This window comes from Novosphingobium sp. 32-60-15, assembly GCF_002280675.1.
Classification (GTDB): Bacteria; Pseudomonadota; Alphaproteobacteria; order Sphingomonadales; family Sphingomonadaceae; genus Novosphingobium.
Window position 1 is genome coordinate 186,979 of record NZ_NCEN01000003.1, and the last position, 25,129, is coordinate 212,107.

Sequence of the window (25,129 nt, forward strand, 5' to 3'; positions counted from 1 at the left end):
CCTAGACCTTCAAAATGTCGCGCCGCCGCAGCGGGCGGGCAAAGAGTTCAGCAAGATCGCCTGCCTGCTCAAAGCCGTGGATGGGTGAGAAGACGAGTTCGATCGCCCACTTGGTGGAAAGTCCTTCGGCCTCGAGCGGATTGGCAAGGCCAAGACCGCAGACTGTCAGGTCGGGGCGATCAGCGCGGACCCGGTCCAGCTGACGATCCAGATGCTGACCTTCGCTGATCCGCGTACCTGCAGGAAGCAGCGCCACTTCGCGCGCAGTATGGTCCCGGTGTAGATAAGGTGTTCCTACTTCGACAGGAATCATGCCCAATTCGTTCGAAAGGAACCGCGCCAGCGGCACTTCCAACTGGGAATCAGGCAGGAAAGTAATGCGCTTGCCGGTCAACCGCTCGCGGCTGTGTTCAATCGCCCGCTTTGCGCGTTCGCGGCCCGGCGCAATAACCCGGTTGAAGTGCATCGGATCAACGCCAAAGGCCTCTGCTGCTGCGCGCAACCAGTCGGTTGTGCCTTCGGCGCCGAACGGGAACAAAGCGTCCAGCCGTGTTGCTCCACGATCTTCCAGCGCCAATGCAGTTGCACCAAGGAAGGGTTGAGCCAGAAGATAGAGCGTTTGCGGGCCCACGGCGGGCAGATCAGCCACTTTGCGGGCAGGTAGGCTGCCGACATTGGTGATACCCAATTCTGCAAATAAACGCATGAACTGGTCTTCGACGATGTCGGGCAGAGCGCCAACGATCAGCAGGTTTGGCGCAGCATCACCATTGGCCGCCGGCATTTCTGGAACCAGCGTGGCAAGGCAGGCATCTTCGCCTTCGGTGAAGGTCGTTTCGATCCCGCTGCCTGAATAGTTCAGGATGCGCGTTTGCGGAGCGTTCAAAGCGTCAAGGCGCTGTGCGGCCTTGTGCAGGTCCAGCTTGATAACTTCTGACGGGCATGAGCCGACGAGGAAAAGTGTCCGGATATCAGGGCGGCGCTTCAGCAGTCGCTCTACAATACGGTCAAGTTCGTCGTGGCAATCGACCAGGCCTGCCAGATCGCGCTCTTCCATGATTGCTGTGGCAAAGCGCGGTTCGGCAAAGATCATCACACCCGCAGCTGATTGCAGCAGATGCGCGCAGGTGCGTGATCCGACGACAAGGAAGAATGCATCCTGCATCTTGCGGTGCAGCCAGATGATCCCGGTTAAGCCGCAAAATACTTCACGCTGGCCGCGTTCGCGCAGGACCGGCGCGCAATCAGCGCCTTGGACGGGGATGAGGACTTCGGTCGTCATGCTGATACCGCCATCTGTACTGTGGGAGCCTGGATGGCCGTCGCTTGCAGCCGCGCGGCGCGCAGCTTCAGCAGAAATTGCCCGGCGTTGATGAGATACGTCGCATATCCTGCCAGCGCGACGAGCATGCGCTGCTCAACCGTGCCAAACCCGCCGAAAAGCATGGCCAGATAAGCCGTGTGCAGGGCCAGAACGAGCATGGAGAAAACGTCTTCCCAGAAGAAAGCCGGTACAAACAGCCACTTGCCGAAGACGACTTTTTCCCAGATCGAACCGGTGATCATGATCACGTATAATGTGACGGTCTTGGCTACGATCGATGCATCAGCAGCCCATGCGCCTTCGCCTGATGACAGATAGCGCACCACGAGCACTAGGCTGATCAGGAACACGACAAACTGGAAAGGAGCAAGCAGCCCCTGGACCAGCGTCCACCGTGTCGAGTCGCGACGTTCGCGCTCTTCAGGGGTGTAGAGAGCCCCATGTGCCTTTGCGGCTCCGGCTGCCTGATCAAACCCCTTACCGCGTGGGCGGTTAGTGGGTCCGGTTGGGCCGGTATGGTATGCATCCCCTCGCATGGTGCGTGGTCACCTTGTTTGTCCGAGTGGGAAGAGTACGCCCTCATTGACGAGAGTGTCAATCTATCTTGACGACAAATAATAATGACACTTTTCGGTTTGTCAGTTCCGGTAAAGACGGGTACGCTTTTACTCCCGGTCGGAGTCGGGTTGTTCACCAATACCGACCAGGCAGGGCGCAAACCGCGCCGATACCACACCGGGAGAGGCCGTTATGGCAACGGTAATGGGTGCAGGATCACAAAGCCGGCAAGGCAGGTCTTCATCGACCGCGCGATCAAATAATGGCCGAAGCCACGCGTGGACTCACAACACCAACGGGCACATTGCAGGTCGGTCACCTTCACCTGCTCCGTTGGACAATTTGATCCAGGAACAAATAATTCCGCGGCTTTTGCTGGCGCATTCTCACGCCGGACCGCGCCAGAATGGCGATGGTCAGGGGACGGTCAGCGCAGAAGATGCTGCCAAGTTTGCATCGCTCCCGCTCGAACTCGAAGCGGACGAACTGCTGGCCGTTGTCGAAGGCTTTCTTGCACGTGGCGCTGCTGTTGAATCCATTTTTGTCGATTTATTGGCACCTGCCGCCCGCAAGCTTGGGCAGCAGTGGGAAGAAGATGGCTGCGATTTTCTGGACGTCACGATGGGTTTGTGGCGGCTTCAGGAGGTCATGCGCGAAGTGGCCGTTTGTTATCCTTCAGCGGTAACTCCAGAAGAGCCGCCGCGTTCAGCCTTGTTTGCGCCCATGCCCGGCGATTGTCATAGCTTTGGTGGATTGATGATCGAAGAGGTCTTTGCCCGGGCAGGCTGGCAAACCGACGTTTTGATCGAATCCAAACGTAAGGAATTACTGCAAATAGTGGCCGAACGGCATTTTGATCTCGTAGGATTGACCGTCAGTAACGATTGTCCTACCGGCAACTTATCAGAAATGATCTTGGCTATTCGTAGCGCATCAAGGTCTCCCGCAATCCAAGTTTTTATTGGCGGACGAATGGTCAACGACAATCCCGGAATAGTTGCTCTGGTAGGTGCTGATGGCACTGCAACAGATGCGCGTTCGTTTTTGGCGTTGGCTGAGGTGAAAATCCTAGGATCGGGCCGGCTCGATCTTTCAGTCGCTTAGCCCGACGCAGGACATGGCAGCGCGAAAAAACAGCCTCGAAGGTAAACAGCCCTTCGCTCGTCTGGATCAGCACTTCAAATCGCTGACTGGCGAAGTTGCGGCAAAATTTGCCATGCTGGCAGGCGATATTGCGCTTATCATTGATGATGCGGGAGCGATCATTGATGTTACCGCCGATCCTGTTGAATTTCCTGATTGTAACGCGTGGATCGGGCGTTCTTGGGTCGATACGGTTACAATCGAAAGCCGACCCAAAATAGCAGAGATGCTGGCCAATGCAGACCGGGGTGTTACCCAGCATTGGCGCCAGGTAAATCACATCGCCAGTGATGGCAGCTTGCCCGTGCGCTATGCCGTTGTCAGCATGGGCGCGGGTGCGGGATGTATTGCGTTTGGCCGTGATATGCGCGACGCGGCCGGGCTTCAGCAACGGTTATTGCAAGCGCAACAATCGCTTGAGCGTGATTATCTACAACTGCGCCAGCTTGAATCGCGCTACCGTCTGCTGTTCGATCAATCAGCCGAACCGGTCATCATCATTGATGCTGATACTTATCGTGTTCGTGAAGCCAATCCGGCAGCGCATAAGCTGTTTGGCGCGAAGCCGGGCACATTGCAGGGCGGAAAGTTCACGGCATTGTTCTCGAAACCCGCGCGTGAACCGCTTATTGCGTTTCTGGGCTCGGTAATGGTTTCAAGCAGCGTACAGCCGATTGACGCAGAACCCGTTGACGGCGGCGAAAAAGTACTCCTGTCGGCAAGCGCATTTCGCCAGCGTGGCGGCCACTTTTTGCTGGTCCGCTTGGCAAGTTCCAACCGCATAGCCGGTGAAACCTCTGCTGCAACGCTCAGCGTTATCGAAGCTATGCCTGATGCGTTTGTATTGACCGATGCCAATATGGTCATTCAGGTCGCCAATGCGGCGTTTGTTGAATTGGTCGGCGCAGCTACGGTCGATCAGCTTCGCGGTCGGCCGCTCAGTGAATTTGTCGGTCGGCCCGGGATTGGCCTCGATCTCATCGATGGCCAACTTGCCAAGCACGATATCGCCCGCAACGTCAGCACAGTGATTGGCGCGAAGGATGGTTTTGAGGGTGAGCCTGTCGAACTGTCAGCCGTCCGCACCGATGGTGACGATCCCGTCCACGGCTTCGTGATTCGCCCGATCGGCCGTCGCCTGCGCGATTTGCCAGCACCAAACGATACCCCGCGCTCGGTTGAACAGTTGACCGAGTTGGTTGGACGCATGTCCTTGAAGGACATCGTGCGTGAAAGTACCGATTTGATCGAGCGGTTGTGCATCGAAGCAGCGCTTGATTATACAACGAATAACCGCGCCTCTGCCGCTGAAATTCTCGGTCTCAGCCGGCAAAGCCTCTATTCGAAGCTCCATCGCTATGGTCTTGGCAATCTGGTTGACGCGATAGATTGACACATCAAGTGTCAAATTAATTTGACGCTTTTGTCTGTCAGGCGTAGCCTGATTTCATGGCACAATCAGCAGTCTCTACCACTCTGACGCCGCCTCCGGCGGTCCGCGATGTCGTGGAACTTCTCAAACCCATCACGTGGTTTCCACCAATGTGGGCACTGTTGTGCGGCGTGGTTTCGTCGGGCGTCCCGATTAGCAGCCGCTGGGCATTTTTGCTTGCGGGCATCGTCCTGACGGGGCCATTGGTATGCGGCACAAGCCAGGCGGTTAACGATTGGTTTGATCGCCATGTTGACGCCATCAATGAACCCAATCGCCCGATTCCGTCTGGCCGCATCGCTGGAAAATGGGGCCTTGCCATTGCCGTGATTTGGACTGTGCTGTCATTGGCAGTTGCTGCAATGACCGGTCGCTGGGTTTTGGCCGCGACTTTTGTCGGCCTGATCTGCGCATGGGGTTACAGCGCGCCGCCGTTCCGCTTCAAGACCAGTGGCTGGATTGGTCCCGCTGTTGTCGCCCTGACATATGAAGGGTTAAGCTGGTTTACCGGCGCCGCCGTTATGGCAGGTGCGTTACCTGAACCCCACGTCCTGGCCACGCTTGTCCTTTACAGTGTGGGTGCTCACGGCATCATGACACTTAATGATTTCAAAGCGGTAGAGGGTGATCGTGCCACTGGCTTACGCTCGTTGCCGGTAGTGCTCGGTGAACGCCGGGCAGCCTTGTTGGCATGTTTCGTCATGGCCGTGCCGCAGGCAATCGTGGTCGCGCTGATGCTGGCGTGGGGCCATGTAATTTCGGCTACGGTCGTTTCCGTCTTCCTTGTTGTGCAATTGGGCTTGATGCCGCGCTTGGTTTCGGCCCCGGCGCGCAATGCGCCCTGGTATAACGCCACAGGCGTTTCGCTTTATGTTTTGGGGATGATGGCCGCATCGCTCGGCCTTGGGGGATATGTCTGATGCAGCGCGGTTTTGGCTGGCTATCGATCATTCGGCTGGGCCTCGTTCAGGCTTCAATCGGGGCGATGGTGATGCTTGCCACATCATTGCTTAATCGGCTGATGGTGCTGGAATACGGACTTGCTGCAGCGATCCCTGCAGGGCTTGTGGCGTGGCATTATGTGGTGCAGCTTTCGCGCCCGATCTGGGGCCATGGTTCCGACATGGGCCGCCGCCGTACGCCTTGGGTTTTGGCCGGTATGGTTGTGCTCGGCCTTGGTGCGTTGCTGGCGGTGCATGGCACAACCATGCTTGCCCAAGACCGGACGCTGGGCCTGACCTTGGCCATCATTGCATTCACACTGATTGGGGCAGGGGTGGGTGCCGCTGGCACATCTATGCTGGCAATTCTGGCATCGAGTGTTGCGCCCGAACGGCGTGCCGCAGCCGCAGCAACCACGTGGATCATGATGGTGATGGGCATCGTCATTTCCGCAGGAACAGCCGGCGCACTGCTTGATCCTTATTCCGAACAGCGGTTGATGATGGTTGCCAGCGGTGTTGTTCTGGCCGCAATTGTCGTTTCGAGTATGGCGATGGTCCGCTTGGAGAAACCCTCGTTGCGGCTTGATTTGCGTGACAGTGACGGACCTCCGCCCAGTTTTGGCGAGGCTTTGCGCGAGATCTATGTAGAGCCTGAAGCCCGCCGGTTCACCGCATTTATCTTCGTTTCGATGCTGGCCTACAGCATGCAGGATTTGATCCTCGAACCCTTTGCCGGGTTGGTATTCGCCATGACGCCAGGCCAATCGACCAGCCTTTCCGGTTTGCAGCATGGCGGCGTATTGATCGGCATGATCGTAACCGGATTGGGCGGCAGCGCCTTTGCCGGGCGCAAGCCAATAGAATTGCGGATATGGACGATGCTGGGCTGCGTTGGCTCGGCGTTGGCTCTTGTCGGGTTGGCCTTGGCGGCCCGGTTTGGTCCGGGTTGGCCGCTGACCGCCAATGTTGCGGCGCTCGGCTTTTTTAACGGTGCCTTTGCTGTCGCAGCCATCGGATCGATGATGGGGCTGGCTGGTGCAGGCAAACGCACGCGTGAAGGCGTGCGCATGGGAGTTTGGGGCACTGCGCAAGCGATTGCGTTTGGCCTTGGCGGGCTATCTGGCGCGATGGGTGTCGATATTGCCCGCAATGCGATGGGGCGTGATGGCATGGCCTTCCAGCTCATTTTCGCCGTGGAGGCAGGCCTGTTCATCCTGTCCGCATTGCTCGCCATGCGCGTAGCAACGGTTCGGCAACGGACCGAAAACCAAAGGTCTGTTCAGATATGACACAGGATCAAAACGCGGTCGAGTTCGATGTTGTCGTGATTGGCGGAGGCCCGGCAGGAGCAACCGCAGCGTGGGATCTGGCGCGCGAAGGGCGCTCTGTCCTTTTGCTGGACCGCGCTGGCCGCACCAAACCCTGCGGCGGCGCTGTGCCACCCCGATTGCTCGAAGAATTCGAAGTGCCGCAATCCTTGCTGGTGGCGCGTGCGCGATCCGCGCGCATGGTTGCGCCATCAAACCGCGCAGTCGACATGCCCGTGGGCGAAATCGGCTATGTCGGCATGGTAGACCGTGATGTGTTTGACGAATGGCTTCGTGCGCGCGCAGCAACCGCGGGTGCAGAACGGCGGATCGGTACGTATGACCACATCGAGCGGGACGGTGGCCAAGGCGCAGTGGTCTGTTACAATACCGAGCGCGGCGGTGAAATGCACAAGGTCCGCACGCGGCTGGTCATTGGCGCCGACGGAGCGAGATCGGGCGTCGCGCGTGAGAGCATTCCAGGCGCAGAACGCAACAAATGCGTATTCGCCTATCACGAAATCGTGAAATCGCCCGCCAGCACGCCCGAAGGCTTTGACGGCACACGGTGCGATGTCTTGTATCAGGGCAAATTGTCACCCGATTTCTATGCCTGGATTTTCCCGCATGGCGAAACTGCCAGCATCGGCGTGGGAAGTGCCAACAAGGGCTTTTCCTTGCGCGGGTCAGTCAAGCAGTTGCGCGATGATATGGGATTGGAAGGTTGCGAAACAATCCGTCGTGAAGGTGCGCCAATCCCGCTCAAGCCATTGAAGCGTTGGGACAATGGCCGTGATGTGCTTGTCACAGGCGACGCCGCTGGCGTGGTCGCGCCGGCATCGGGTGAGGGGATTTATTACGCGATGGTGTGCGGGCGGATTGCGGCACAAACGGCGCAAGCCTTCATCGCCACGGGCAATCCCGCTGTTCTTAAACGCGCGCGGCGCAGCTTCCTGCGTGAACATGGCCGCGTGTTCTGGATTTTGGGGATGATGCAGTATTTCTGGTATTCCAGCGACAAGCGGCGTGAGCGGTTTGTCGATATGTGTGCAGACCGTGATGTCCAGCTTTTGACGTGGCAGGCCTATATGAACAAGAAGCTGGTACGCGCCAATCCCATGGCCCACGTGCGGATCTTCATCAAAGATTGTGCGCACCTTTTGGGTCTGAAGCCTGTCGCGCAATGACGCGCAATTGGATTTTGCCGGTCAGCGTCGCGTCGTTGGCCGCATTGGGCGTTGCCTTGTTGGGTGGTACGATCACGGATCTTGGCCCATGGTACGAATCCCTGAACAAGCCTGATTGGAACCCGCCGCGCGCGGTGTTCCCAATCGCCTGGACAACAATCTTTTCATTGGTGGCAGTGGCTGCCGTAGCGGCGTGGCGCGCAGCGCCCAATTCGCGGATGTCGGACACGGTCATCGGGTTGTTTGCGCTCAACGGCTTTTTGAATGTGCTGTGGAGCCTGCTGTTCTTTCGTCTCCAACGCCCTGATTGGGCCTTTGCCGAATTGGCGCTGCTGTGGCTGTCGATTGCGCTGATGATTGTCTATTGCAATCGCTTTTCGCGCTTGGCGGCCTTGATGCTGGCCCCATATATAATCTGGGTGACGATTGCCGGGGCCTTAAACTGGCAAATCATCCAGCTTAACCCTGCCTTCGGTTAAGGGCCTGATCGGCATCATGTCATGGTTTGAGGCACTTTTCGCCAGTGGGCGGGCCGCAGATATCATCCTGGCCGTTTTGGCTGTTGAAGCCGTCTGGCTCGTTTGGCGCGGGCGGGATTGGCACAGTGTGGTGCTGATGCTGCTCCCCGGCACACTGATGATGATCGGCCTGCGCAGCGCGCTAATCGGTGCTGATTGGCCGTGGATCGCGCTACCGCTCGCCCTGTCGTTCCCCGCGCATCTGGTCGATCTGGCAGCCCGAAAAAACTGATCCCACGCGCGACAGGGCAGGGGAAGACCAACCGCTAACGGCTTCTCTTGTTACGTCACCGTGAACATGTTTAGCTCCGCTGGCCTACGGCTCAGGGGCCATCTCTCCATGCAAGCCGACGGTGCGTATTCAGAAATGGATGCTGACACAAGTTCAGCATGACGGTTGTTTGTTCACGTTGCCGAACCGGATAATTGCCAAGCAAGTTCGGGGTCCAAGGGTGTCGCTTTCCTTCCGGAAGGGAAGGTTTGGGGTGGATTTAAGATGGGTGCGTTTGCAAAAGGCACAATCGCCAAAAAGAAAGGGTTCGGCGGGCCAAGCCTGCCGAACCCTTAAAGAGCATCCCCACTGACAGGGACGCTATCCCTATATAACTTACTGCGTTGTGGTCGCTGCCACTGGTGCCGCAGCAGGGGCTGCAACGGCGGGAACAGTAGCCTTTTCAGGCCCCCAAAGTGCAGGATAGTCCTTCGCCATCTGGTATCCGCCCATGGGCTTGTTCTTGCCCTGGTGGCAGGTGGTGCAGTTCACCTTGAACGGATCACCTTCTGGTCCCTTGCGTTTGGCAGGGAACACACTGGCAAGCGGGCTGATGTAATTGCTGTTCACATCGCGCACCATGCGCACGCCGTACCATGCGGTTGCACGCTGCGGATTGCTGCTCGACCAGCTCTGGAACGAGTTGGCATTGTGGCAGAACGTGCAGTTTACGCCCAGTGATTTGGACACGTGCATCATCAGCGCATAAGACTTTTCGGTATCCATCGTGGATGTCTTGTTCGCCGCCGTTGGATGCATACCTGCAGAGTTGACGCGGATATTCTGGTCAACCTTGGGATCACCGGTGAGGTAAGACGCCAATGATGCATTGGGCAGCGAGGCATAAGCAGAGGCGGGAATGGGATCATTCTGCCCGTGCTTGTTGCCGATGATACCGTTCTTGGCACCGCCTGGCATCGTCCAATAGTTGGCAGGTACTGGCTGGCCGCGATGGCATGTCCAACAAGTCACACCTGTCTTGGCAACGTGCTGGCCCCATTTCTGGTTCAGATTGCGCGTCATCTGCAACATCTTGCGCGCTACGACTTTGGTATAAAGCTCGTCCGAAGCCATATTGGCCGGATTGTGGCAATAGTTGCAGCCCTGTTCCGGCGCGACCCACTGTGTCAGAGCAGCCATGGTATAGGAGAACTGCTCTTCTGACACATCGCCCAGAACTTGCACGTTCTGATAGGCAGCGCCTGCGCGCGGGCCTTCGGTTGATGGCATGTCATAAGGGGGAGGTGGCACGACATCGGCGTCAGCAGGCTTTGCGTTCACCTTGATGGTGTCCATGCCCGTGCCACGATAGCCGTTCTGGGTTGAAGTCTTGGGCGCCAATTCGCAGGCGCTCAGCGCGAGCGAGGCCAAAGCCACGCCCGCGATTGCTAGGATCCGTTTCATTGTCCTGCGCTCCCCAATGTAGTGGGATCGACCACGCCGGTATCAGGATAGGCCGGAGCATAACCGTGCTCTTGCGCCCACAGATACCAGTTATCTACGACCGTACCGGTCAGCAGGATACCAATCCCGCCTGTCAGCGTCGTCAGCACGGCAAACCACCACGCCCAACGGTGGATTGATTCCATCGTGGCGTTGAAGCCCATCGTCCAGCGCCAGAACAAAGCGGCGCGTTCCGATGCGGTGCCACGATCGGTGATCTGTTCAATCTCGCGCTCACCGCCGTAACGGCCAACCGCAAGGATCGTCGCGCCGTGCATCGCAAACAGAAGCGTTGATCCATAGAGGAACGCGATCGAGAGTGCGTGGAATGGGTTGTAGAACAAGTTGCCATACCGGATTGAAAACGCTGCAGTCCAATCAAGATGCGGGAAAATGCCAAACGGTACGGCTTCCGACCAGCTGCCCATAAAGGCGGGACGGATGAAGCCCAGAACCAGATAGAGCCACACTGCCGACAGGAACGCCCATGCAACGTGCGATCCCATGCCCAAAGCGCGCGCTCGGGTATATGTCCGTACCCACCACAGCAGTATCGATGATGTCAGCAGGAAGCCTGCAAGGATCCACCAGCCGCCCTTGGCCAATGGCACAAACGGGCTGAAGCCATATTCGGGGCCGGGTGGTTCAAGCGAAAGCCATGGCAGCATGCGCACGAACTGGATGGGGTCCCAGTTGACCGAGGCGAGCATGTTGAGCCCGATAATCTCGATCGCGAAGAAGCCCAGGATCAGCGATGCAACGCCAGTCCAGCCGAGATAGACCGGACCAAGCTGTGCATGGCCGATCAGCCCCATGATGTGATTGAAAGTGGTCGCCTGGATGCGGGGTTCGTTGCCGGGGGCCAGGGCTACGCCTGCCTCCGGCTCGCCACGCAGCTGGACCTGGGTGAATATGTTTTGATAGGTCGCCATCGCTCAATGCTCCTTCACGACCAGATCGGCAGGTTAAGCCACCAGGTCCACCATTCCGGCCAACCTTTGGTCCACAGCGGGCCACTGATGACAATGCAGACCGCGCTCCAAAAACCGGCGTTAAGCGCCAGCAGCAGACCAACACGGTGAATGCCCAGCGTACCCACCGAATAGCCGATGAGATCACGGAAAAACGAATCTTCGTATTCCGGCGACTTAACTTCACCACCCTCGGGTGGGTTGACCGCCGACAGCACCAGCGCACCATGCAGCGCAAGCGCCAGTGTGGTGGTGAAGAAGAACGATACGGCAAGCATGTGAGCCGGGTTATAATGGAAGTGCAGATACTGGTATCCCGTGTTGGAAACCCAATCGAGATGGCTGAAAATCCCGTAAGGGAAGCCAAAGTGCCAGCCGCCGAGAAGAACCGGACGGATCACTACCAAGGTGAAATAGGCAAAGATTGCCATGCCGAAAGCGACGGGCACATGATAGCCCATGCCCAGCTTGCGGCAGATCTCTACCTCGCGCAGCGCCCACGATGTGAACGACACGAGCGCGCAGACCGTAATGACCTGCCAAAACCCGCCTTCTTTAAGCGGCGCCAGCGCCAGCCCGTATTTAAGGTCGGGTGGCGCGATCGAAATCAGCCACGGGTTCCATGTCGAGCCTTGTGAGGCCGCATAAAAGATGAGGGCAGTGCCGAGCGATGCGAAGATCGCAGTCACTACGCCGAAAAAGCCGACGTAGAACGGGCCCACCCAGAAATCGAACAGGTCGCCACCGATTAAAGTGCCGCCGCGAACGCGATATTTTCGCTCGAAACTCAGGAGTGCCATTGCTCTACCCCTCCCCACCGTCGCGCGGCGGGCTTATGTGATTAGTATGATGAAACCCCAGAGGCGGCGGTGATTAAGCCACCGCCTCTTGAATGGGGAGCCGTCAGGTCGACGCCGGTGCGGCGGCAGCCATTGCAGCGCCTTGCGCCGAATTCGGACCGTCGAGCCAGTTGAAGGTGTCGGTGCTGAGCAGGATGAAGTGAATCACCAGTGCAAGCACGAACAGGAATGCAAACAGTGCGACAAGCGCCCTGCGCGGATCGAAAATAAGCCAGACTCTCCACATGGTCTCTATCCTTGTGTAAGATGGTAGTATCCCACGACGCATTGTGCCGCAGGATTAGCGGGGTGGTTCAGAGCCAGGGCTTCCACATCCACACAAGCGCATGAGCGGCAACAGCAACGGCGGTGAAGCCGATGAAGCTGGTCATGAACAATTTGTGGAATTCCTTGGCTTCTTCTGGGGTGAGGTAGGTTCTCAGCCCGAAGCGATCATCAGGATCACTCATAGCCCAATCTCCAATTCGTTGTTGGTGATAAAGAGGCAACTGGCCTCTTTTGGTATCCGCGCGGAGAATTCCGCTTGGATGGGGTGGTCCGGCAGTCCCTTGCGGGGAGCCAGAAAAAGGGGTGCTGTGCGCATCATGCGATTTGCGCCTCAAGCAGGGCATCAGCCAGACGTTCAGCCGATACGCGGGCCTCGCCAGCGCGGCGGGCTGCGGCTTCTGCGGCATCACGCAAACGCTTTGCTGCTGAAATGCGGATCAGGACCGGCTGCGCTTCAACCAGTTGGTCAAGCTTGGCTTTGGCATCATCATCCCATGCCAGTTCGCGATGGTCGCGCGCGGGTGTGGCTACAACCTTGTCGAGTTGCGTGGAGAGCGGCAGGATGTGGAACAGCGCATCGAACAGCGCATTGCACACTTCCTGGATAAGATACGTCGCGCCCGAATAGCCCATGAAAGGCGTGCCGATGTGGCGCCTGATGGCTGCGCCGGGGAAGCTGGCCGGGATATAAATCCCGCGTCCACCGCTTTCGGCCATGTACATGCGTTCATTATAGCTGCCGAACACGATCAGCGGCGGGTTGGTATGAATGGCTTCGCGCACGTCTTCGTTGCGCGGCTTCACCCCGGCACAGCGGGAAAACGCGAAATTGCAAGGCAGACCCATATCTTCTTCAAGGAAGTTACGAATCCCGCGCGCATAAGTCTCATTGGCCACGATGCCAAAGCTGGCAGTGGCAAAGAAGTCCTGCGTCACCGATCGCCACAGATCCCACAAAGGCTTGATTGTGGTGTGCTTTTCGCGGGTGATGAACGGTTCGGGGTCCAGCCCCAATTCCGCGCCCAATGCGCGCAGGAAACTGGTCGTGCTCGAAAGTCCGATTGGTGCCTGGAAGAAGGGCCGCTCCATCAGTTCGCAAAGATTGCGGCCAAATTCGCGGTAAAGGCACACATTGGCCTGGGCATCGGCAAGGCGGCGCACATCGGCCAGATGGCTGCCCAGCGGGAAGGCCATGTTGACTTCGGCACCGATGCCCTCGATCAGGCGGCGGATTTCCGCCAGATCGCTGGCCATGTTGAACATGCCATAGGCCGGGCCGATGATATTGACCTTGGGTTTTTCACCCTCTTTGACCGGCTTCATTGCCGGCACGGCTTTCGGGCCGAATTCTGTCCACAGCCAGCTGAGGGCACGGTCGGCCGCTTGCCATTGGTCTTCGTCAATCGTGCGCGGCAGGAAGCGTTTGATGTTCGTGCCCAACGGCGTCACACCACCACCGATCATCTCGGAAATGGAACCGGTGACAACTACGGCGGGAAGCTCGGGATCGAGCGTTTTCCACGCCCGCATCATCGCCGCTTCGGTGCCGGTCTTGCCCAGTTCTTCTTCGCCAAGGCCGGTGACGACAATCGGCAATTCGTGCGGTGGCAGGCCGTCGGTATAGTGCAGAACCGAGGTGACCGGCAGGTTCTCACAACCTACCGGACCATCGATGATCACCTGCAACCCTTTGATTGCTGTGAACACATAGACTGCGCCCCAATAGCCGCCAGCCCGATCATGATCGAGAACCAGTGTCATGAGCCTACAGCCTCCGCTGCCTTGCGTGCAGCTTCATTCAGCGCTGCATATTTCTTTTTGAATTGCGGGCGGTCCTGCGGGACATCTTCCCACACGCCTGCGCCGATTCCGGTACCAACGCCGTCGAAAAACGCGGTCATCTTGTCAAAGCGGGCCTTGTTGGCCATCGCCGCGTTCACCACTTGGACCAGGCTGCCAGCGCCAGCCACACCCATCAGCGGACGGGCCGAGATCAGATTGGTGAAGTAGAGTGCCGGAATTGCCTTTTGTTTGGCATGTTGCACAACCGGCGTAGTGCCAATGGCAAGGTCAGGGCGGAATTCTTCAACCGCAGCAATGTCTTGTTCAAGGCTGGCGCGGAAGTTTACGCGTACGCCCCGGCTTTCCAACCATTCGCGATCAGGATCAGACCAGCGCGTACGCGGGCAGGCGCTACCGACATAAGGCACATCCGCACCGCTTTCGATGAGCAGGCGGGCAACCAGAAGTTCAGAGCCTTCATAGCCTGAAACCGTGATCCGGCCTTTGATCGGATTTGCTGCCAGTGCGCCACGGATGGCAGCAACAAAGCGGTCCTTGGTCAGATCGATCGTGTGCTGCGCAATGCCGCAAGCAGCACCGATTGCGTCAAGCCATGCTGCGGTGCCATCAGCGCCCACGGGGGCTGAGCCGATGACCGAGCGCCCGGCGGCTTCAAATTCACGCACACTGGCGGTGTAAAACGGATGGATTGCGGCAACGGCTGCACAATCCAGTGCAGAATAAAGTTCGCGCCATTCGCGCGTTGGCACGACCGGACCTGCGGCAAGGCCCAGCGGCTCAAGCATCTGGCCAATACCCATCGGATCGACCGGGAACATTTCGCCCAGCAGCGTAATCGTCGGCTTGTCCGGGCGATTGGCGGGGGCAGGGACGGGGCCTTCTTCCACTTCGCTGCGGGCATAATTCAGCATGGCACCGGCCAGCACGTCTTTGGCTTCGGCATGGGTTGGAATGCCAAAGCCCGGCACATCAATGCCAATAATCCGCACACCGTTGATCTGCTTTTTCAACAGACGCAGCGGAACGCCGCTGGCGGTAGGAACGCAAAGATTGGTGACGACAATCGTATCGTAAAGTGCAGGATCAGCGAGGTTCTCGACCGCTTCCTTGATGTCTTCAAACAGCTTGCCGGTAACCAGCGATTCCGAATTGAACGGAACGTAGCCGACGGTGCGGCGCGCGCCGTAAAAGTGTGATGTGAAGGTCAGTCCATATACGCAGCAGGCCGATCCCGAAAGGATGGTTGCTGTGCGCCTCATGCGCAAGCCTACGCGCAAGGACCCGAAGGCGGGGCACATGCTTTGCGGCTGATCGTGAGGGCCAACAGGATAATCGGCAGCATAACGGGTAAGAAGTTCGCTTCCCTGCGCCTTGTTTGTGGCATCACGCAGGACATCGGCCTGTGCGTGGCATGCGCCACCCTCGATCGGCGCAGCTGCAGCCACAGCGGAATCGGCAGGTGCATCGAAATCGAGCCGGTCAGGTTCACGCGCCCTGTCTGAGGTGAGGGTGGTCATGACTCAAACCTCGTCATAAATCACCTCAAGCGAAGGCTTCGTTTCATATGTCCCGCCGCGCATGTCAGCCTGTGTCGCCGGAAGCAGCTCGACGTTGCCACCGGTTTGTTCGGGGGAAAACAGGCCCAACAATCCGTCCTGGTCGAGAGGGCGGGGTTGGCGCGGCGGTGCCTGTGCAACATTGGCGGCAAGCTCTGCAAAGAGGCTGCCCCACTGTCCGTCAGGCTTTCCGATGATTTGATAATTGGCGGATTTGCGGCGGATGTCTTCGTCTGCCGGGATCGCGCAAAGTACAGGAATGTCGACAGACTCGGCAAAAGCCTTGGCCTCGCCCGTGCCATCATCCTTGTTGATGATCATGCCGGCCACGCCGACATTGCCACCCATCTTGCGGAAGTATTCAACCGCCTTGCACACGTTGTTGGCAACATAGAGCGATTGCAGATCGTTCGATCCGACGACGATCACCTTCTGGCACATGTCGCGGGCAATCGGCAGGCCGAACCCGCCGCACACCACATCGCCCAGAAAATCGAGCAGCACGAAATCAAAGCCCCAGTCATGGAAGCCCAGCTTTTCCAGCAATTCAAAGCCGTGGATAATCCCGCGACCGCCACAGCCACGGCCCACTTCCGGCCCGCCCAGTTCCATCGCGAAAACACCGTCACGCTGGAAGCAGACATCTTCGATGCGCACTTCTTCGCCAGCCAGTTTCTTGGCCGATGACGTTTCAATAATGGTTGGGCAGCTTTTGCCGCCGAACAGCAGGCTGGTGGTGTCCGATTTCGGATCGCATCCGATAAGCAACACGCGCAAACCCTGTTGCGCCATCATGTAGCTCAGGTTTGACAGCGCAAAGCTTTTGCCCGAACCACCTTTGCCATAAATGGCGATGATCTGGGTTTCCTTGCGCACTTCACCGGTGTGAACCGGATCGGGTTCGATTGCGGCTTCATCCCGCAGGCTTTGATCGCGCTGGACCATTTCATTATCGAGCATAGTCATGCGCATTTGCTCCAATCGAGGACCATCTTCAGACAGTCGGCATCGAGAAAGGCATCAGGATAGGCACCTTTCGCATCTTGCGCGGGTCGCACATCGGTGATCACGCCGGACAGGTCGAGCGCGCCACTTTCGATAAGGGCGCGGGTTGATGCCAGATCATCCGGCCCCCATTCTGCGGCCACACGGAAACGCGCTTCCACCTGGAAGGCAGGCGCAAACGCGAAACTGGGGCGGTTGGCGTAAAAGCCAGCCAGAACGATTTCACCCTTTTTGCCCAGCCGTCCGACCAGCGCATCAAGGCCATCGGCATCGCCGCTGACATCATAGATCGAGGTGTAATTGCGGCGGTCGTCATCTTTCGGGGCGATGACGTTATAACCCACAGCGCCCGTGCGGCGGGCCGGATTACGTTCCCACACGGTCGGGGCAGGCGCGCCCGATGCAATTGTCAAACGTGCAAGCAAGCGTCCCAGTGCGCCATGGCCAATGATCAGGTCAGGTGCGTCACCACCCTGCATGGCGTGAAGCGCCGTGGCTGCCAGTGCGAACAAGACGCCATCTGCGCCCAGTGTTTCGGAAATCGGGAAGGCGCGGGCTGAAGGTACGATTACGCGCTGTGCCGTGCCGCCAAACAATCCGCGTGCATCGGCATAGCAAGTGGCGCCGGGAACAAACACCCAATCACCAATGCGGCCTTGTGCATCGGCACCGGAGTCAACAATTCGGCCCACCGATTCATAACCGGGCACCAATGGATAGCCCATGCCGGGGAAGGCGGGCATCTCGCCGCTCCACAGCAGCTTTTCTGTTCCGGCGCTAACGCCGCTCCAGTGAATGTTGATCAGCACGTCTGATGGGGCAAGGCCGGTGAAGCCTGAAATAGCGGAGTCCGAGCCGGTTAAAGCTAGCTTGCGAAGCGCGATCCGCCTCGGAGCCTCTAATATGACCGCCAGTGCGTCCATATTCCGGTCCATCCCCTTTCCGGCCATCCGGCCACGCCTTCGTATCCGGATGGGATACTGTGAGGCATGCTTCACAATACCCTAACAGCAAAGGGTGTCAAACAGTTTGGACGGTTTTATGTGTCAAGTTGAGCTGACAATGAGACTGGCAATAATAGGCTGCCGGGTTTTGACCTGCTGCCACCGTGCGAATCCAGCACTTTGCAGCATTTCGCCGTATTCATCGGCCGAGCGTGGACGGCCAGAATTCATCGCCCAGAGGTACATCCCGAAATAGGCATCCCCCATCGCTTGTGCGCCGGGTGTCTTGGCCATGGGTTCGGCAATGATCAGGCGTCCGCCAGGGGGTAGGGCGCGGCGAATTGCGCGCAGCAATTCAAGGCTTTGCGCATCATCATGGTCATGCAGAATGCGCACCAATGTGATGCAATCATACCCCTGCGGGATCGAGTCGTTGAAAAAATCCCCGGGGTGCAGCGCGACTCGCGAGGCGAGGCTCGCCGACTCGATCAAACGTGCAGTGCCCGCAATAACCGGCGGCAGATCGAACACGCCAAGCGCCAGATCGGGGCAGGCATCCGCCACCGCGCGCGCAAACGCGCCATGCCCGCCACCCACATCAAGCAAGCGTTTGTGCCGGTCAAAACGATAAGCCGCTATCGCCTCGCGCGCGACCATGTCCTGTGATGTTGCCATCAATTCCGAATAGCGATTTGCCGTATCCCCGGGGATTTGCGCGCCATAGCGCCAGAAGTCGGCCAGCGCCGTCGGCTTTGAACGGTCACGCTGCAACAAGGCAACCGGATCAGCCAGATCGGCATAGAGCAGCGGATGATGGCGGATCATTGCCAAAGCACCATCGTTCGTGCGCAGCGCTGCGCCTTGCTGGCCAAGCATCCACCAGCCCGGTGATACTTCCTGTGCCAGATCAAGCGCCGTGGCCGCCCTTACAAGCCGCAGCGCGGCATCGCGGCTTAACCCTGCATGCGCAGCAATTGTTGCAGCATTGCAGGGTTCCTTCTCGAGCAGGTCGAGCAGCTTGACCTCGACCACCGCCAGCAACACCTGCGTATAGCTAAACCCCGCAACAAGATCGAAAACTTGCGCCGCTCGCCGCCGCGCCACGAAGCTGAAGGGCGGCACACGCGCGGCCCAATCCTGGAAGCCGACGCTGCCCAGAACACGGTTGCGTAAGGCGATCCAGCGCCGCTTCCATTCCGGTGGCCCCAGCCCGGATTGCTCACCGTTCATTTTCATATGTCCAAAAGATTGGACATTTAAAGTGTAAAGGTCAATTGTATTCCCTCAACGGGCCATTGTGGGAGTGCCGGCCTTGGCATCACAAGTTGCAATCATCGGTGCAGGCATGGGCGGGCTGGTTTCGGCCTGCCTGCTTGCTGCGCGTGGTGTTGGCGTCACGGTGATTGAAAAGGCAGAACATCCCGGTGGAAAGGCGCGGCAAATCGCGGTTGATGGCAAGCTTGTCGATGCCGGGCCAACCGTGTTCACCCTGCGTGATGTGTTTGAAGACGTGTTCCGCGATTGCGGCGCAAACCTTGCCGATCACGTGGCGATTCGTCCGGCTGAGGTCATTGCCCGCCATGCGTGGGGAGCTGGTGCCCGGCTTGATCTGTTTGCCGATCCTGCACGTACCGAAGCGGCCATTGGCGACTTTGCCGGGGCCGGCGCCGCCGCTGGTTTTCGCAACTTCCGGGCCGAAGCTGCGCGCATCCACGGCATACTCGACAAATCGATGATGCGCGGCAGCAAAGTGTCGTGGCCGCTTCCGCTGATGTGGCGCATCGGCCTTTGGCGGCTGGGTGATCTGGTCGCGATCCGCCCTTATGAAAGCATGTGGAAGGTATTGGGCGAACATTTCGCTGATCCGCGCCTACGCCAATTGTACGCGCGCTATGCTACATACTGCGGTTCGTCTCCATTCGATACGCCCGCCACCTTGATGCTTGTTGCCAATGTCGAGGCGCAAGGCATGTGGCTTATCGACGGCGGGATGAGCGCGCTGGCCGACGCCTTGATGAACTTAGCCAAATCGCACGGTGCGCAGTTCCGCTTTGGTGTGGCCGTAGACCAGATCGAAACGGCGCAAGGCCGTGCATCGGGCGTCATTCTGGCCGATGGGCAGCGGATTGCGGCCGATGCAGTCATTGCCAACGCCGATCCTGCGGCCCTTGCTGCAGGCCGCTTTGGTCCGGCAGGGGCAAAGGCGGTCAGGGCCTATCCTGCGCGCAAGCGGTCTCTATCGGCCATGGTCTGGCTCGCCCATGCGCGCACCAGCGGCTTTCCTCTGGTGCGGCACAACGTATTCTTCTCATCTGATTACCCGCGCGAATTTGCCGACATCAAGTATGGCTCACCCCCAGATGATCCCAGCGTCTATGTCTGCGCGCAGGATCGTGGGGCCGATGCAGCGGCTATCCAGCCTGATGGCCGCGAACGGTTGCAGATCATCGTCAATGCCCCCGCCAATGGCGACAGCCACACGTATACAAACAAGGAGATGGACCGATGTACCGAGGCCATGAGGCGCAGCCTGCGGCGCTGCGGTCTGGAACTGGAGGAGGCGTGGCCGCATACGCTGCTGACGCCGAACACATTCGAGACGTTTTTGCCCTCGACCGGCGGAGCGATCTATGGACGAGCCTCGCACGGCTGGGCGGCATCCTTCCTCCGGCAGGGTACGCAGACCCGGATCCCTGGGGTCTTCTGCGCGGGTGGAAGCACCCATCCGGGGGCCGGGGTCCCGATGGCCGCCTTGTCCGGGCGGCTGGCGATGAAGGCAGTGATGCAAGACCTCGCTTCGATGCGCAAATTCCATCCGGTGGCTACGGGTGGTGGTATGTCGATGCGCTCAGCGATGATGGAAAGCACGGGCTGACGATCATCGCCTTCATCGGCAGTGTGTTTTCGCCCTATTACAAAAAGAGCGGCCGACCCGATCCGGTCAATCATAGTGCACTCAACGTGGCGCTTTATGGCCCCGGCGCGCGCTGGACCATGACTGAACGCCCGCGTGAAGTAGTGTCTCGTGATGCCGATATACTGGTCATCGGCCCAAGCACCGTACGCTGGACGGGCGATGCGTTGGAAATTGACATCGTTGAACGTGACAAGCGGCTTGGCATCCCGTGGCAGCGCAATGTGCGCGGAAAAGTCCGCGTCATCCCCGAAGCGTTGAACGCGCGCGCATTTGCGCTTGATCCCTATGGGCGGCACCGCTGGCATTGCCTTGCGCCGCGCGCCCGGATCGAGGTGGATATGATACAGCCGGGCCTGTCATGGAAGGGCAGCGCTTATCTGGATTCCAACTTCGGTAGTGAATCGCTGGAGGAGGGCTTCCGCGTCTGGCACTGGTCGCGCGCGCACAGCCGTCATGATGGCGGTCAGCCCGATCATGGGCGTGGCGCGGTGGTGTGTTATGAAGGCATCCGCCGTGATGGCAGTGCCTTTGCCAGCGCATTGCGGTTTGGCCGTGATGGAACACCGCAGGAGGAAGACGTTCTGCCCCCGGTTGCGCCGTTGCCAAACACTCTGTGGCAAATGGAACGCAAAACACGGGCCGATCGCGGCCATGCCAGCGTGATCCGTACGTGGGAGGATGCGCCGTTCTATGCGCGGTCCACACTGTCCACGCGTTTGTTTGGTGAACCCGTTGTAGCGGTGCAGGAAAGCCTTGATCTGGACAGGTTTGCCAATCCGGTTGTGCAGTTCATGCTGCCTTACCGGATGCCAAGATCACCTACCTGAGCGGGCCTTATAAGGAGCTGTCGTCTGGTTCAGATGGCAGCTTTGCCTGTTTGCTCTTTTCCTTATCGGCCGCAATCTCGCGATTGACTGACCATAGCTGGTAGAAACCGAAGCCCAGGGTGATAACGCCGGTAAATACCAGTTCCACCCATCCGAAATGTTCGCTCATGCAGCGCCTCTTTCTTGTTCGGGCCGTGCTGCGAAATCGCGGATAAGCGCGGCAGCGGTCTCGGGCCGTTCCTCATGGGCAAGATGGCCAAGTTCGGGCAGCACCTCAAGCGTGCAATTGGGCATGATCCGCGCGGCTTTTTCAACCGAGGCCAATGGAACGGCGCTGTCGCCGCGTGAATGGACCAGCAGCACCGGATTGGGCACACCGGGCAGCATCGCGCCCAAGGCTTCCAGATCCCAATTGGCCATCATTTCCAATGCGCCGCCGCAGTGATGATGATTGCCCAGTAATGTGGCGTAATGGGCAATGCCCGCAGCGTCGATTTGTGATCCGGTGGCCTTGCCCAGAAACTTCTGCGGCTCTCCTGCGCGTCGTGCTGTGGCGGCAAAAATGCGCGGAACGAACGGGTTGATGAACAGCATTCGCGCCAGTTGCGGAAATATGCGCGCAGCCAAGCCGGGAAACGGCATCAGCGCCGGATTGAAGCCGACCACCGGCACTGTCAACGCGCTGTCCCGGACGGTCTGCAATGCAATCGCTGCACCTGCTGAATGTCCCGCGATCAGCACCGGCGTTTGGCCAAGTGCAGCGAGCAAATCGGCCAGAGCGCGGGCCATGCCTTTCAAGGTCAGACCGCCAGCAGGTCTGCCCTTGGTAAATCCATGCCCCGGCAAATCGGGCGCGATCACGGTGAAGTCGCGCGCCAGAAGCGGCATGACATCGCGCCAGCTATGCGTGGCAGCGCCCGTACCATGCAGCAGCAGCAGTGCAGGGCCATCGCCCATCACTTGCACGTGCCAGACCAGCCTTGGCGTTTCGACAAATCGGCTTGCGGCACGGTTGGGCCATTGCCTTCCGTCGGTTTCCCAGCGCAGCGCGCTCATCGTCTTACCCTTTTTGCAGGGCGCAGTTCGGGCTGTGCAGTGGCCAGCGCTGCCTGCAACTTTCGCGCATCGGCCATCGGCAAAGGCAAATAGCGCGCGCGCATTGCTTCTGCCAGCTTCTCTGCATCAGCGCGGGGACGGGGCGAAATGTCGATAACCAGCGCATCGCACCCCGATGCAGCCATATTGCGCGCCGCCGCCAGTGCATCTTCGCGTGCTTGCGGGCGGCCCGGTTTGCCGTCGGCGGCAATATTCGCGCTGCCATCGGTCAGAAAGACAAACATCGGCGTGCGCCCGCGCGAGATTATGGCATCGCCCAATTGCCGCGCCAGCGTAATTCCGGTGGCCAGCGGTGTGCCACCACCGCCCGGCAGTTCGGCGAGCGCGCGTTTGGCGCGGGTCAGGGAACGGGTGGGCGGCAGCAACACGTCTGCACCGCTGCCGCGAAATGCAATCAGCGCAACTTCGGTCCGTTTTACATATGCCGCCGCAAGGATCAGTTCGACCGCACCTTTGGCTTCTGCCAACCGTGCCACAGCCGCCGAACCGGACGCATCGACGCAGAACACGGTCACAGTTGTTGAACGTTCTTCAAACCGGCGCACCCGCAAATCATCGCGGCGAAAGCGGATCATGCCGCCTTCACGCACCGACGGTTCGCGCTGGCGGATCGGTTGCCAGGGGATAGCCGCGCGCAATGTATCAACCAAAGCCAGCCGTACGCCACCACCGGGCATACCCGGCCGCGCGCTCAAAGGCCGTCCGCGCAACTTGGAGCCTGTTCGCCGCCCCGTCCCGCCACCACGCGCAGATCGCATCGCACGGCCTGATGCAATTTGGTCCAGAACATCGCGCGGGATAGCCGCTTGTGCGGCTTCCAGCACACGGTCTTCGGGCGGCGCGTCATCCTTTTGCTGATCTTGCGGATCATCATTCTGGCGCGGTTCGTCGTTATCGGGTGGTGGGGGAGGCGGCGGTGGTTGATCTGCGTCGCTCTCAGGTTCAGGCGGCAGGCGTGTGGCGCGCGGTGCCAGGACCAGCCGTGCCGCCGCTTCCAGATCGGCAAGTTCAATGCTGTCGCGCCCAGCCAAAGCCGCATGCGCCCGCGCGGTCGCCGCTGCAAACAGCAAGGGCCTGATCGAGGCCACGCCCAATGCTTCAGCCGTCGCAGCCAGTACCACCAATGCATCATCGGGCAGGTCTTCGACCGCATCCAATGCAAGAGCGTTTTCGCCAAAATGCGGCGCAGCCGTCATCATCCGAACGCCGGAAAGATCACATTCAAACGCAACCCGCTCCAGCAACGACAGTGGCGGGCGTTCATCGCTTTCCACGCCGTCATCCAGCAGGATCAGGGTAAGCGCCTGAGCCGGACTTGGCGCGCTATCAAGTGCTTGCGCCAAACGGCCAGACAAATCCTCGCGCAAACGTTCAGCCATCGGCACCGTCAACACACCGCCTGCGGCTTCGGCCAAGAGCCCGCGCTGGCGGACGACTTGGCCAGCGGCAAGGCTGGCGGCAACATCGGTGCCTCCTGCCAGCCGGTCATCATCAATATGGCCGGGCAAGCGGCGCCACGGCTGGTCTTGCGGCATTTGGGCGCGCAGGGTTTCGATCACCAAGTCGCGCGCCGGACCACCACCGCGCAAAGCAATTCCGCCCAGAGCATGCGGTGCCAGTGCCAGTAGCCGCGCGGCGAGGTAGGCGTCGTGCAAGGGGCCTGACCCGGCTTCGCCGTTCGGAGCAGGCGTCATCCGAAGTGTTCGGAAATGGCCCGTTCAATCCGGGTGGTCGATCCGGTTTCGTCGAGAATATCGCGGCGCAACCGATGACGCAGCGCCATCGGTGCGATTTGCAGCAAATGTTCACGGCGCACAGTCTTGGCACCTTTGAGTGCGGCGATGGACCTGGCAGCGCGCATCAACGTCAATTCGCCGCGCAAGCCATCAACGCCCACCGCGCTGCATAACGTGGCGGCATCAACCAGCACATCGTCAGGCACTTCCATAGTCGGCAGTTTGCGCTGTCCACGTGCAATCTGGCGCAGGATCTTGTCGTCTTCCTGCGCCCAACGTTCACCAAACTCCGCCGAATTGCCATCATGTGCCGCACAACGGCGCATAATCTCCACGCGGTCATCAATGGCGCGCGGGGTGCGCACTTCCACGGCAAGTCCGAACCGGTCAAGCAGTTGCGGGCGCAGTTCACCTTCTTCGGGATTGCCGCTGCCGACCAGCACAAACTTTGCTTTATGACGGACCGAAAGTCCTTCGCGCTCAACCACATTTTCGCCGGAAACAGCAACATCCAGCAGCAAATCAACCAGATGGTCTTCCAGCAGGTTGATTTCGTCAATGTAAAGGAAACCGCGATGCGCGCGGGCAAGCAGGCCGGGTTCGAACACCTTTTCACCGGTGCGCAGCGCGCGTTCCAGATCAAGCGAGCCGAGCACGCGATCCTCTGTTGCGCCCAGCGGCAGATCAACAAAGGGAACCGGCTGCTTGTGGGCTTTGACGCCGCCAGCCGTTGCGGCGCAAGGCACCGGGCAGATGCGCGGACCATCAGCGGGGGCACAGCCAAAGCGGCAGCCATCCATGACCATGATCGGTGGCAGAAGCCCTGCAAGTGCGCGGGCGGCGGTGGATTTGCCGGTGCCACGATCGCCAAAAACCATGACCCCGCCAATGGAAGGGTCAACGGCCGCGATCAGAAGCGCCAGCTTCATCTCGTCCTGGCCGACAATTGCAGAGAAAGGAAAACGTGCCATGTGTCCAATACTCTGGACAAGTCCAACCG

The 25,129-nt window shown here is 59.2% G+C and carries 25 protein-coding genes; 9 read left to right on the forward strand and 16 right to left on the reverse strand.

The window, feature by feature from the left end; genetic code table 11:
- Position 1: 1 nt before the first annotated feature.
- Both B7Y89_RS03765 and bchF read right to left on the reverse strand, forming a co-directional pair.
- Complete coding sequence (locus B7Y89_RS03765; RefSeq protein WP_292935877.1) at positions 2-1,282, reverse strand: ferredoxin:protochlorophyllide reductase (ATP-dependent) subunit N; 1,281 nt, start codon at positions 1,280-1,282, stop codon at positions 2-4.
- Positions 1,279-1,860, reverse strand: coding sequence for a 2-vinyl bacteriochlorophyllide hydratase (gene bchF, locus B7Y89_RS03770; RefSeq protein WP_292935879.1), 582 nt, complete (start codon positions 1,858-1,860; stop codon positions 1,279-1,281). Before bchF ends, B7Y89_RS03765 begins: the two co-directional genes overlap by 4 nt.
- A 355-nt stretch (positions 1,861-2,215) precedes the next feature.
- Here bchF and B7Y89_RS03775 point away from each other — a divergent pair, with 355 nt between their 5' ends.
- The 7 genes from B7Y89_RS03775 to B7Y89_RS03805 are packed head-to-tail and all read left to right on the forward strand — an operon-like array spanning position 2,216 to position 8,645.
- Positions 2,216-2,986 (forward strand): cobalamin-dependent protein, encoded by a 771-nt coding sequence (locus B7Y89_RS03775; protein WP_292935881.1) that lies wholly within the window; start codon positions 2,216-2,218, stop codon positions 2,984-2,986.
- Positions 2,987-2,999: 13 nt separating this feature from the next.
- Entirely contained in the window at positions 3,000-4,418 is a 1,419-nt protein-coding gene (gene ppsR, locus B7Y89_RS03780) for a transcriptional regulator PpsR (RefSeq protein ID WP_292935883.1), read from the forward strand.
- 56 nt (positions 4,419-4,474) lie between these two features.
- The gene (gene chlG, locus B7Y89_RS03785; protein WP_292935885.1) at positions 4,475-5,377 is read left to right on the forward strand and encodes a chlorophyll synthase ChlG; all 903 of its coding nucleotides are present in this window, start codon (positions 4,475-4,477) and stop codon (positions 5,375-5,377) included.
- Positions 5,377-6,690, forward strand: a complete 1,314-nt coding sequence (locus tag B7Y89_RS03790) for a BCD family MFS transporter (RefSeq protein WP_292935887.1) — start codon at positions 5,377-5,379, stop codon at positions 6,688-6,690. The genes chlG and B7Y89_RS03790 overlap by 1 nt, the downstream gene beginning before the upstream one ends.
- Positions 6,687-7,895: a geranylgeranyl diphosphate reductase gene (locus tag B7Y89_RS03795; protein ID WP_292935889.1), complete on the forward strand. Its 1,209-nt coding sequence runs from the start codon at positions 6,687-6,689 to the stop codon at positions 7,893-7,895. Before B7Y89_RS03790 ends, B7Y89_RS03795 begins: the two co-directional genes overlap by 4 nt.
- Positions 7,892-8,374: a TspO/MBR family protein gene (locus B7Y89_RS03800; protein WP_292935891.1), complete on the forward strand. Its 483-nt coding sequence runs from the start codon at positions 7,892-7,894 to the stop codon at positions 8,372-8,374. Before B7Y89_RS03795 ends, B7Y89_RS03800 begins: the two co-directional genes overlap by 4 nt.
- A 16-nt stretch (positions 8,375-8,390) precedes the next feature.
- On the forward strand, positions 8,391-8,645 hold the full coding sequence (locus B7Y89_RS03805) for a hypothetical protein (RefSeq protein ID WP_292935893.1): 255 nt from the start codon (positions 8,391-8,393) through the stop codon (positions 8,643-8,645).
- Positions 8,646-9,020: 375 nt separating this feature from the next.
- Here B7Y89_RS03805 and pufC read toward each other — a convergent pair whose 3' ends face one another.
- The 10 genes from pufC to B7Y89_RS03855 form a co-directional block, all read right to left on the reverse strand.
- A complete protein-coding gene (gene pufC / locus B7Y89_RS03810; RefSeq protein ID WP_292935895.1) occupies positions 9,021-10,088 on the reverse strand; it encodes a photosynthetic reaction center cytochrome PufC in 1,068 nt (355 codons plus the stop codon).
- Positions 10,085-11,059: a photosynthetic reaction center subunit M gene (pufM, locus tag B7Y89_RS03815; protein ID WP_292935897.1), complete on the reverse strand. Its 975-nt coding sequence runs from the start codon at positions 11,057-11,059 to the stop codon at positions 10,085-10,087. The genes pufC and pufM overlap by 4 nt, the downstream gene beginning before the upstream one ends.
- A gap of 14 nt (positions 11,060-11,073) precedes the next feature.
- Entirely contained in the window at positions 11,074-11,898 is an 825-nt protein-coding gene (gene pufL / locus B7Y89_RS03820; protein WP_292935899.1) for a photosynthetic reaction center subunit L, read from the reverse strand.
- Between the two features lie 103 nt (positions 11,899-12,001).
- Positions 12,002-12,184 carry a light-harvesting antenna LH1, alpha subunit gene (gene pufA / locus B7Y89_RS03825; protein WP_292935900.1) on the reverse strand — a complete coding sequence of 61 codons (183 nt, stop codon included), beginning with the start codon at positions 12,182-12,184 and terminating at the stop codon, positions 12,002-12,004.
- 67 nt (positions 12,185-12,251) lie between these two features.
- A complete protein-coding gene (pufB, locus tag B7Y89_RS03830; protein ID WP_292935902.1) occupies positions 12,252-12,407 on the reverse strand; it encodes a light-harvesting antenna LH1, beta subunit in 156 nt (51 codons plus the stop codon).
- 133 nt (positions 12,408-12,540) lie between these two features.
- Positions 12,541-13,986 carry a chlorophyllide a reductase subunit Z gene (gene bchZ / locus B7Y89_RS03835; protein WP_292935904.1) on the reverse strand — a complete coding sequence of 482 codons (1,446 nt, stop codon included), beginning with the start codon at positions 13,984-13,986 and terminating at the stop codon, positions 12,541-12,543.
- On the reverse strand, positions 13,983-15,545 hold the full coding sequence (bchY, locus tag B7Y89_RS03840) for a chlorophyllide a reductase subunit Y (protein WP_292935906.1): 1,563 nt from the start codon (positions 15,543-15,545) through the stop codon (positions 13,983-13,985). Before bchY ends, bchZ begins: the two co-directional genes overlap by 4 nt.
- 3 nt (positions 15,546-15,548) lie before the next feature.
- Entirely contained in the window at positions 15,549-16,550 is a 1,002-nt protein-coding gene (locus B7Y89_RS03845) for a chlorophyllide a reductase iron protein subunit X (protein WP_292935908.1), read from the reverse strand.
- Positions 16,547-17,512 carry a chlorophyll synthesis pathway protein BchC gene (bchC, locus tag B7Y89_RS03850; protein WP_292935965.1) on the reverse strand — a complete coding sequence of 322 codons (966 nt, stop codon included), beginning with the start codon at positions 17,510-17,512 and terminating at the stop codon, positions 16,547-16,549. The genes B7Y89_RS03845 and bchC overlap by 4 nt, the downstream gene beginning before the upstream one ends.
- 123 nt (positions 17,513-17,635) lie before the next feature.
- Positions 17,636-18,763 (reverse strand): methyltransferase, encoded by a 1,128-nt coding sequence (locus B7Y89_RS03855; RefSeq protein ID WP_292935910.1) that lies wholly within the window; start codon positions 18,761-18,763, stop codon positions 17,636-17,638.
- Between the two features lie 82 nt (positions 18,764-18,845).
- On the opposite strand from B7Y89_RS03855, the gene crtD reads away from it, so the two are divergent.
- Positions 18,846-20,408, forward strand: a complete 1,563-nt coding sequence (gene crtD, locus B7Y89_RS03860) for a 1-hydroxycarotenoid 3,4-desaturase CrtD (RefSeq protein WP_292935911.1) — start codon at positions 18,846-18,848, stop codon at positions 20,406-20,408.
- Positions 20,409-20,431: 23 nt separating this feature from the next.
- Positions 20,432-21,277, forward strand: a complete 846-nt coding sequence (locus B7Y89_RS03865; RefSeq protein WP_366415609.1) for a hydroxyneurosporene dehydrogenase — start codon at positions 20,432-20,434, stop codon at positions 21,275-21,277.
- A 7-nt stretch (positions 21,278-21,284) separates the two neighbouring features.
- On the opposite strand, the gene B7Y89_RS03870 is transcribed toward B7Y89_RS03865, so the two are convergent.
- From B7Y89_RS03870 to bchI, 4 genes are read right to left on the reverse strand one after another with little or no spacing between them, the layout of a single operon-like run.
- Positions 21,285-21,446, reverse strand: a complete 162-nt coding sequence (locus B7Y89_RS03870) for a hypothetical protein (RefSeq protein ID WP_292935912.1) — start codon at positions 21,444-21,446, stop codon at positions 21,285-21,287.
- Positions 21,443-22,333 (reverse strand): alpha/beta fold hydrolase BchO, encoded by an 891-nt coding sequence (gene bchO, locus B7Y89_RS03875; protein WP_292935914.1) that lies wholly within the window; start codon positions 22,331-22,333, stop codon positions 21,443-21,445. Before bchO ends, B7Y89_RS03870 begins: the two co-directional genes overlap by 4 nt.
- Positions 22,330-24,087 (reverse strand): magnesium chelatase subunit D, encoded by a 1,758-nt coding sequence (locus tag B7Y89_RS03880; protein WP_292935916.1) that lies wholly within the window; start codon positions 24,085-24,087, stop codon positions 22,330-22,332. Before B7Y89_RS03880 ends, bchO begins: the two co-directional genes overlap by 4 nt.
- Positions 24,084-25,100: a magnesium chelatase ATPase subunit I gene (gene bchI / locus B7Y89_RS03885; protein WP_292935918.1), complete on the reverse strand. Its 1,017-nt coding sequence runs from the start codon at positions 25,098-25,100 to the stop codon at positions 24,084-24,086. Before bchI ends, B7Y89_RS03880 begins: the two co-directional genes overlap by 4 nt.
- Positions 25,101-25,129: the final 29 nt, after the last annotated feature.

Coding starts and splice junctions, on each gene's coding strand:
- B7Y89_RS03805 (WP_292935893.1), top strand. CDS start 8,391: ATGTCATGGTTTGAGGCACTTTTCGCCAGTGGGCGGGCCGCAGATATC.
- bchF (WP_292935879.1), bottom strand. CDS start 1,860: ATGCGAGGGGATGCATACCATACCGGCCCAACCGGACCCACTAACCGC.
- B7Y89_RS03855 (WP_292935910.1), bottom strand. CDS start 18,763: ATGAACGGTGAGCAATCCGGGCTGGGGCCACCGGAATGGAAGCGGCGC.
- B7Y89_RS03765 (WP_292935877.1), bottom strand. CDS start 1,282: ATGACGACCGAAGTCCTCATCCCCGTCCAAGGCGCTGATTGCGCGCCG.
- B7Y89_RS03880 (WP_292935916.1), bottom strand. CDS start 24,087: ATGACGCCTGCTCCGAACGGCGAAGCCGGGTCAGGCCCCTTGCACGAC.
- bchC (WP_292935965.1), bottom strand. CDS start 17,512: ATGGACGCACTGGCGGTCATATTAGAGGCTCCGAGGCGGATCGCGCTT.
- B7Y89_RS03870 (WP_292935912.1), bottom strand. CDS start 21,446: ATGAGCGAACATTTCGGATGGGTGGAACTGGTATTTACCGGCGTTATC.
- pufL (WP_292935899.1), bottom strand. CDS start 11,898: ATGGCACTCCTGAGTTTCGAGCGAAAATATCGCGTTCGCGGCGGCACT.
- bchZ (WP_292935904.1), bottom strand. CDS start 13,986: ATGACACTGGTTCTCGATCATGATCGGGCTGGCGGCTATTGGGGCGCA.
- pufB (WP_292935902.1), bottom strand. CDS start 12,407: ATGAGTGATCCTGATGATCGCTTCGGGCTGAGAACCTACCTCACCCCA.
- bchO (WP_292935914.1), bottom strand. CDS start 22,333: ATGAGCGCGCTGCGCTGGGAAACCGACGGAAGGCAATGGCCCAACCGT.
- B7Y89_RS03795 (WP_292935889.1), top strand. CDS start 6,687: ATGACACAGGATCAAAACGCGGTCGAGTTCGATGTTGTCGTGATTGGC.
- B7Y89_RS03845 (WP_292935908.1), bottom strand. CDS start 16,550: ATGACTATGCTCGATAATGAAATGGTCCAGCGCGATCAAAGCCTGCGG.
- pufA (WP_292935900.1), bottom strand. CDS start 12,184: ATGTGGAGAGTCTGGCTTATTTTCGATCCGCGCAGGGCGCTTGTCGCA.
- bchI (WP_292935918.1), bottom strand. CDS start 25,100: ATGGCACGTTTTCCTTTCTCTGCAATTGTCGGCCAGGACGAGATGAAG.
- pufM (WP_292935897.1), bottom strand. CDS start 11,059: ATGGCGACCTATCAAAACATATTCACCCAGGTCCAGCTGCGTGGCGAG.
- ppsR (WP_292935883.1), top strand. CDS start 3,000: ATGGCAGCGCGAAAAAACAGCCTCGAAGGTAAACAGCCCTTCGCTCGT.
- B7Y89_RS03790 (WP_292935887.1), top strand. CDS start 5,377: ATGCAGCGCGGTTTTGGCTGGCTATCGATCATTCGGCTGGGCCTCGTT.
- bchY (WP_292935906.1), bottom strand. CDS start 15,545: ATGACCACCCTCACCTCAGACAGGGCGCGTGAACCTGACCGGCTCGAT.
- B7Y89_RS03800 (WP_292935891.1), top strand. CDS start 7,892: ATGACGCGCAATTGGATTTTGCCGGTCAGCGTCGCGTCGTTGGCCGCA.
- pufC (WP_292935895.1), bottom strand. CDS start 10,088: ATGAAACGGATCCTAGCAATCGCGGGCGTGGCTTTGGCCTCGCTCGCG.
- chlG (WP_292935885.1), top strand. CDS start 4,475: ATGGCACAATCAGCAGTCTCTACCACTCTGACGCCGCCTCCGGCGGTC.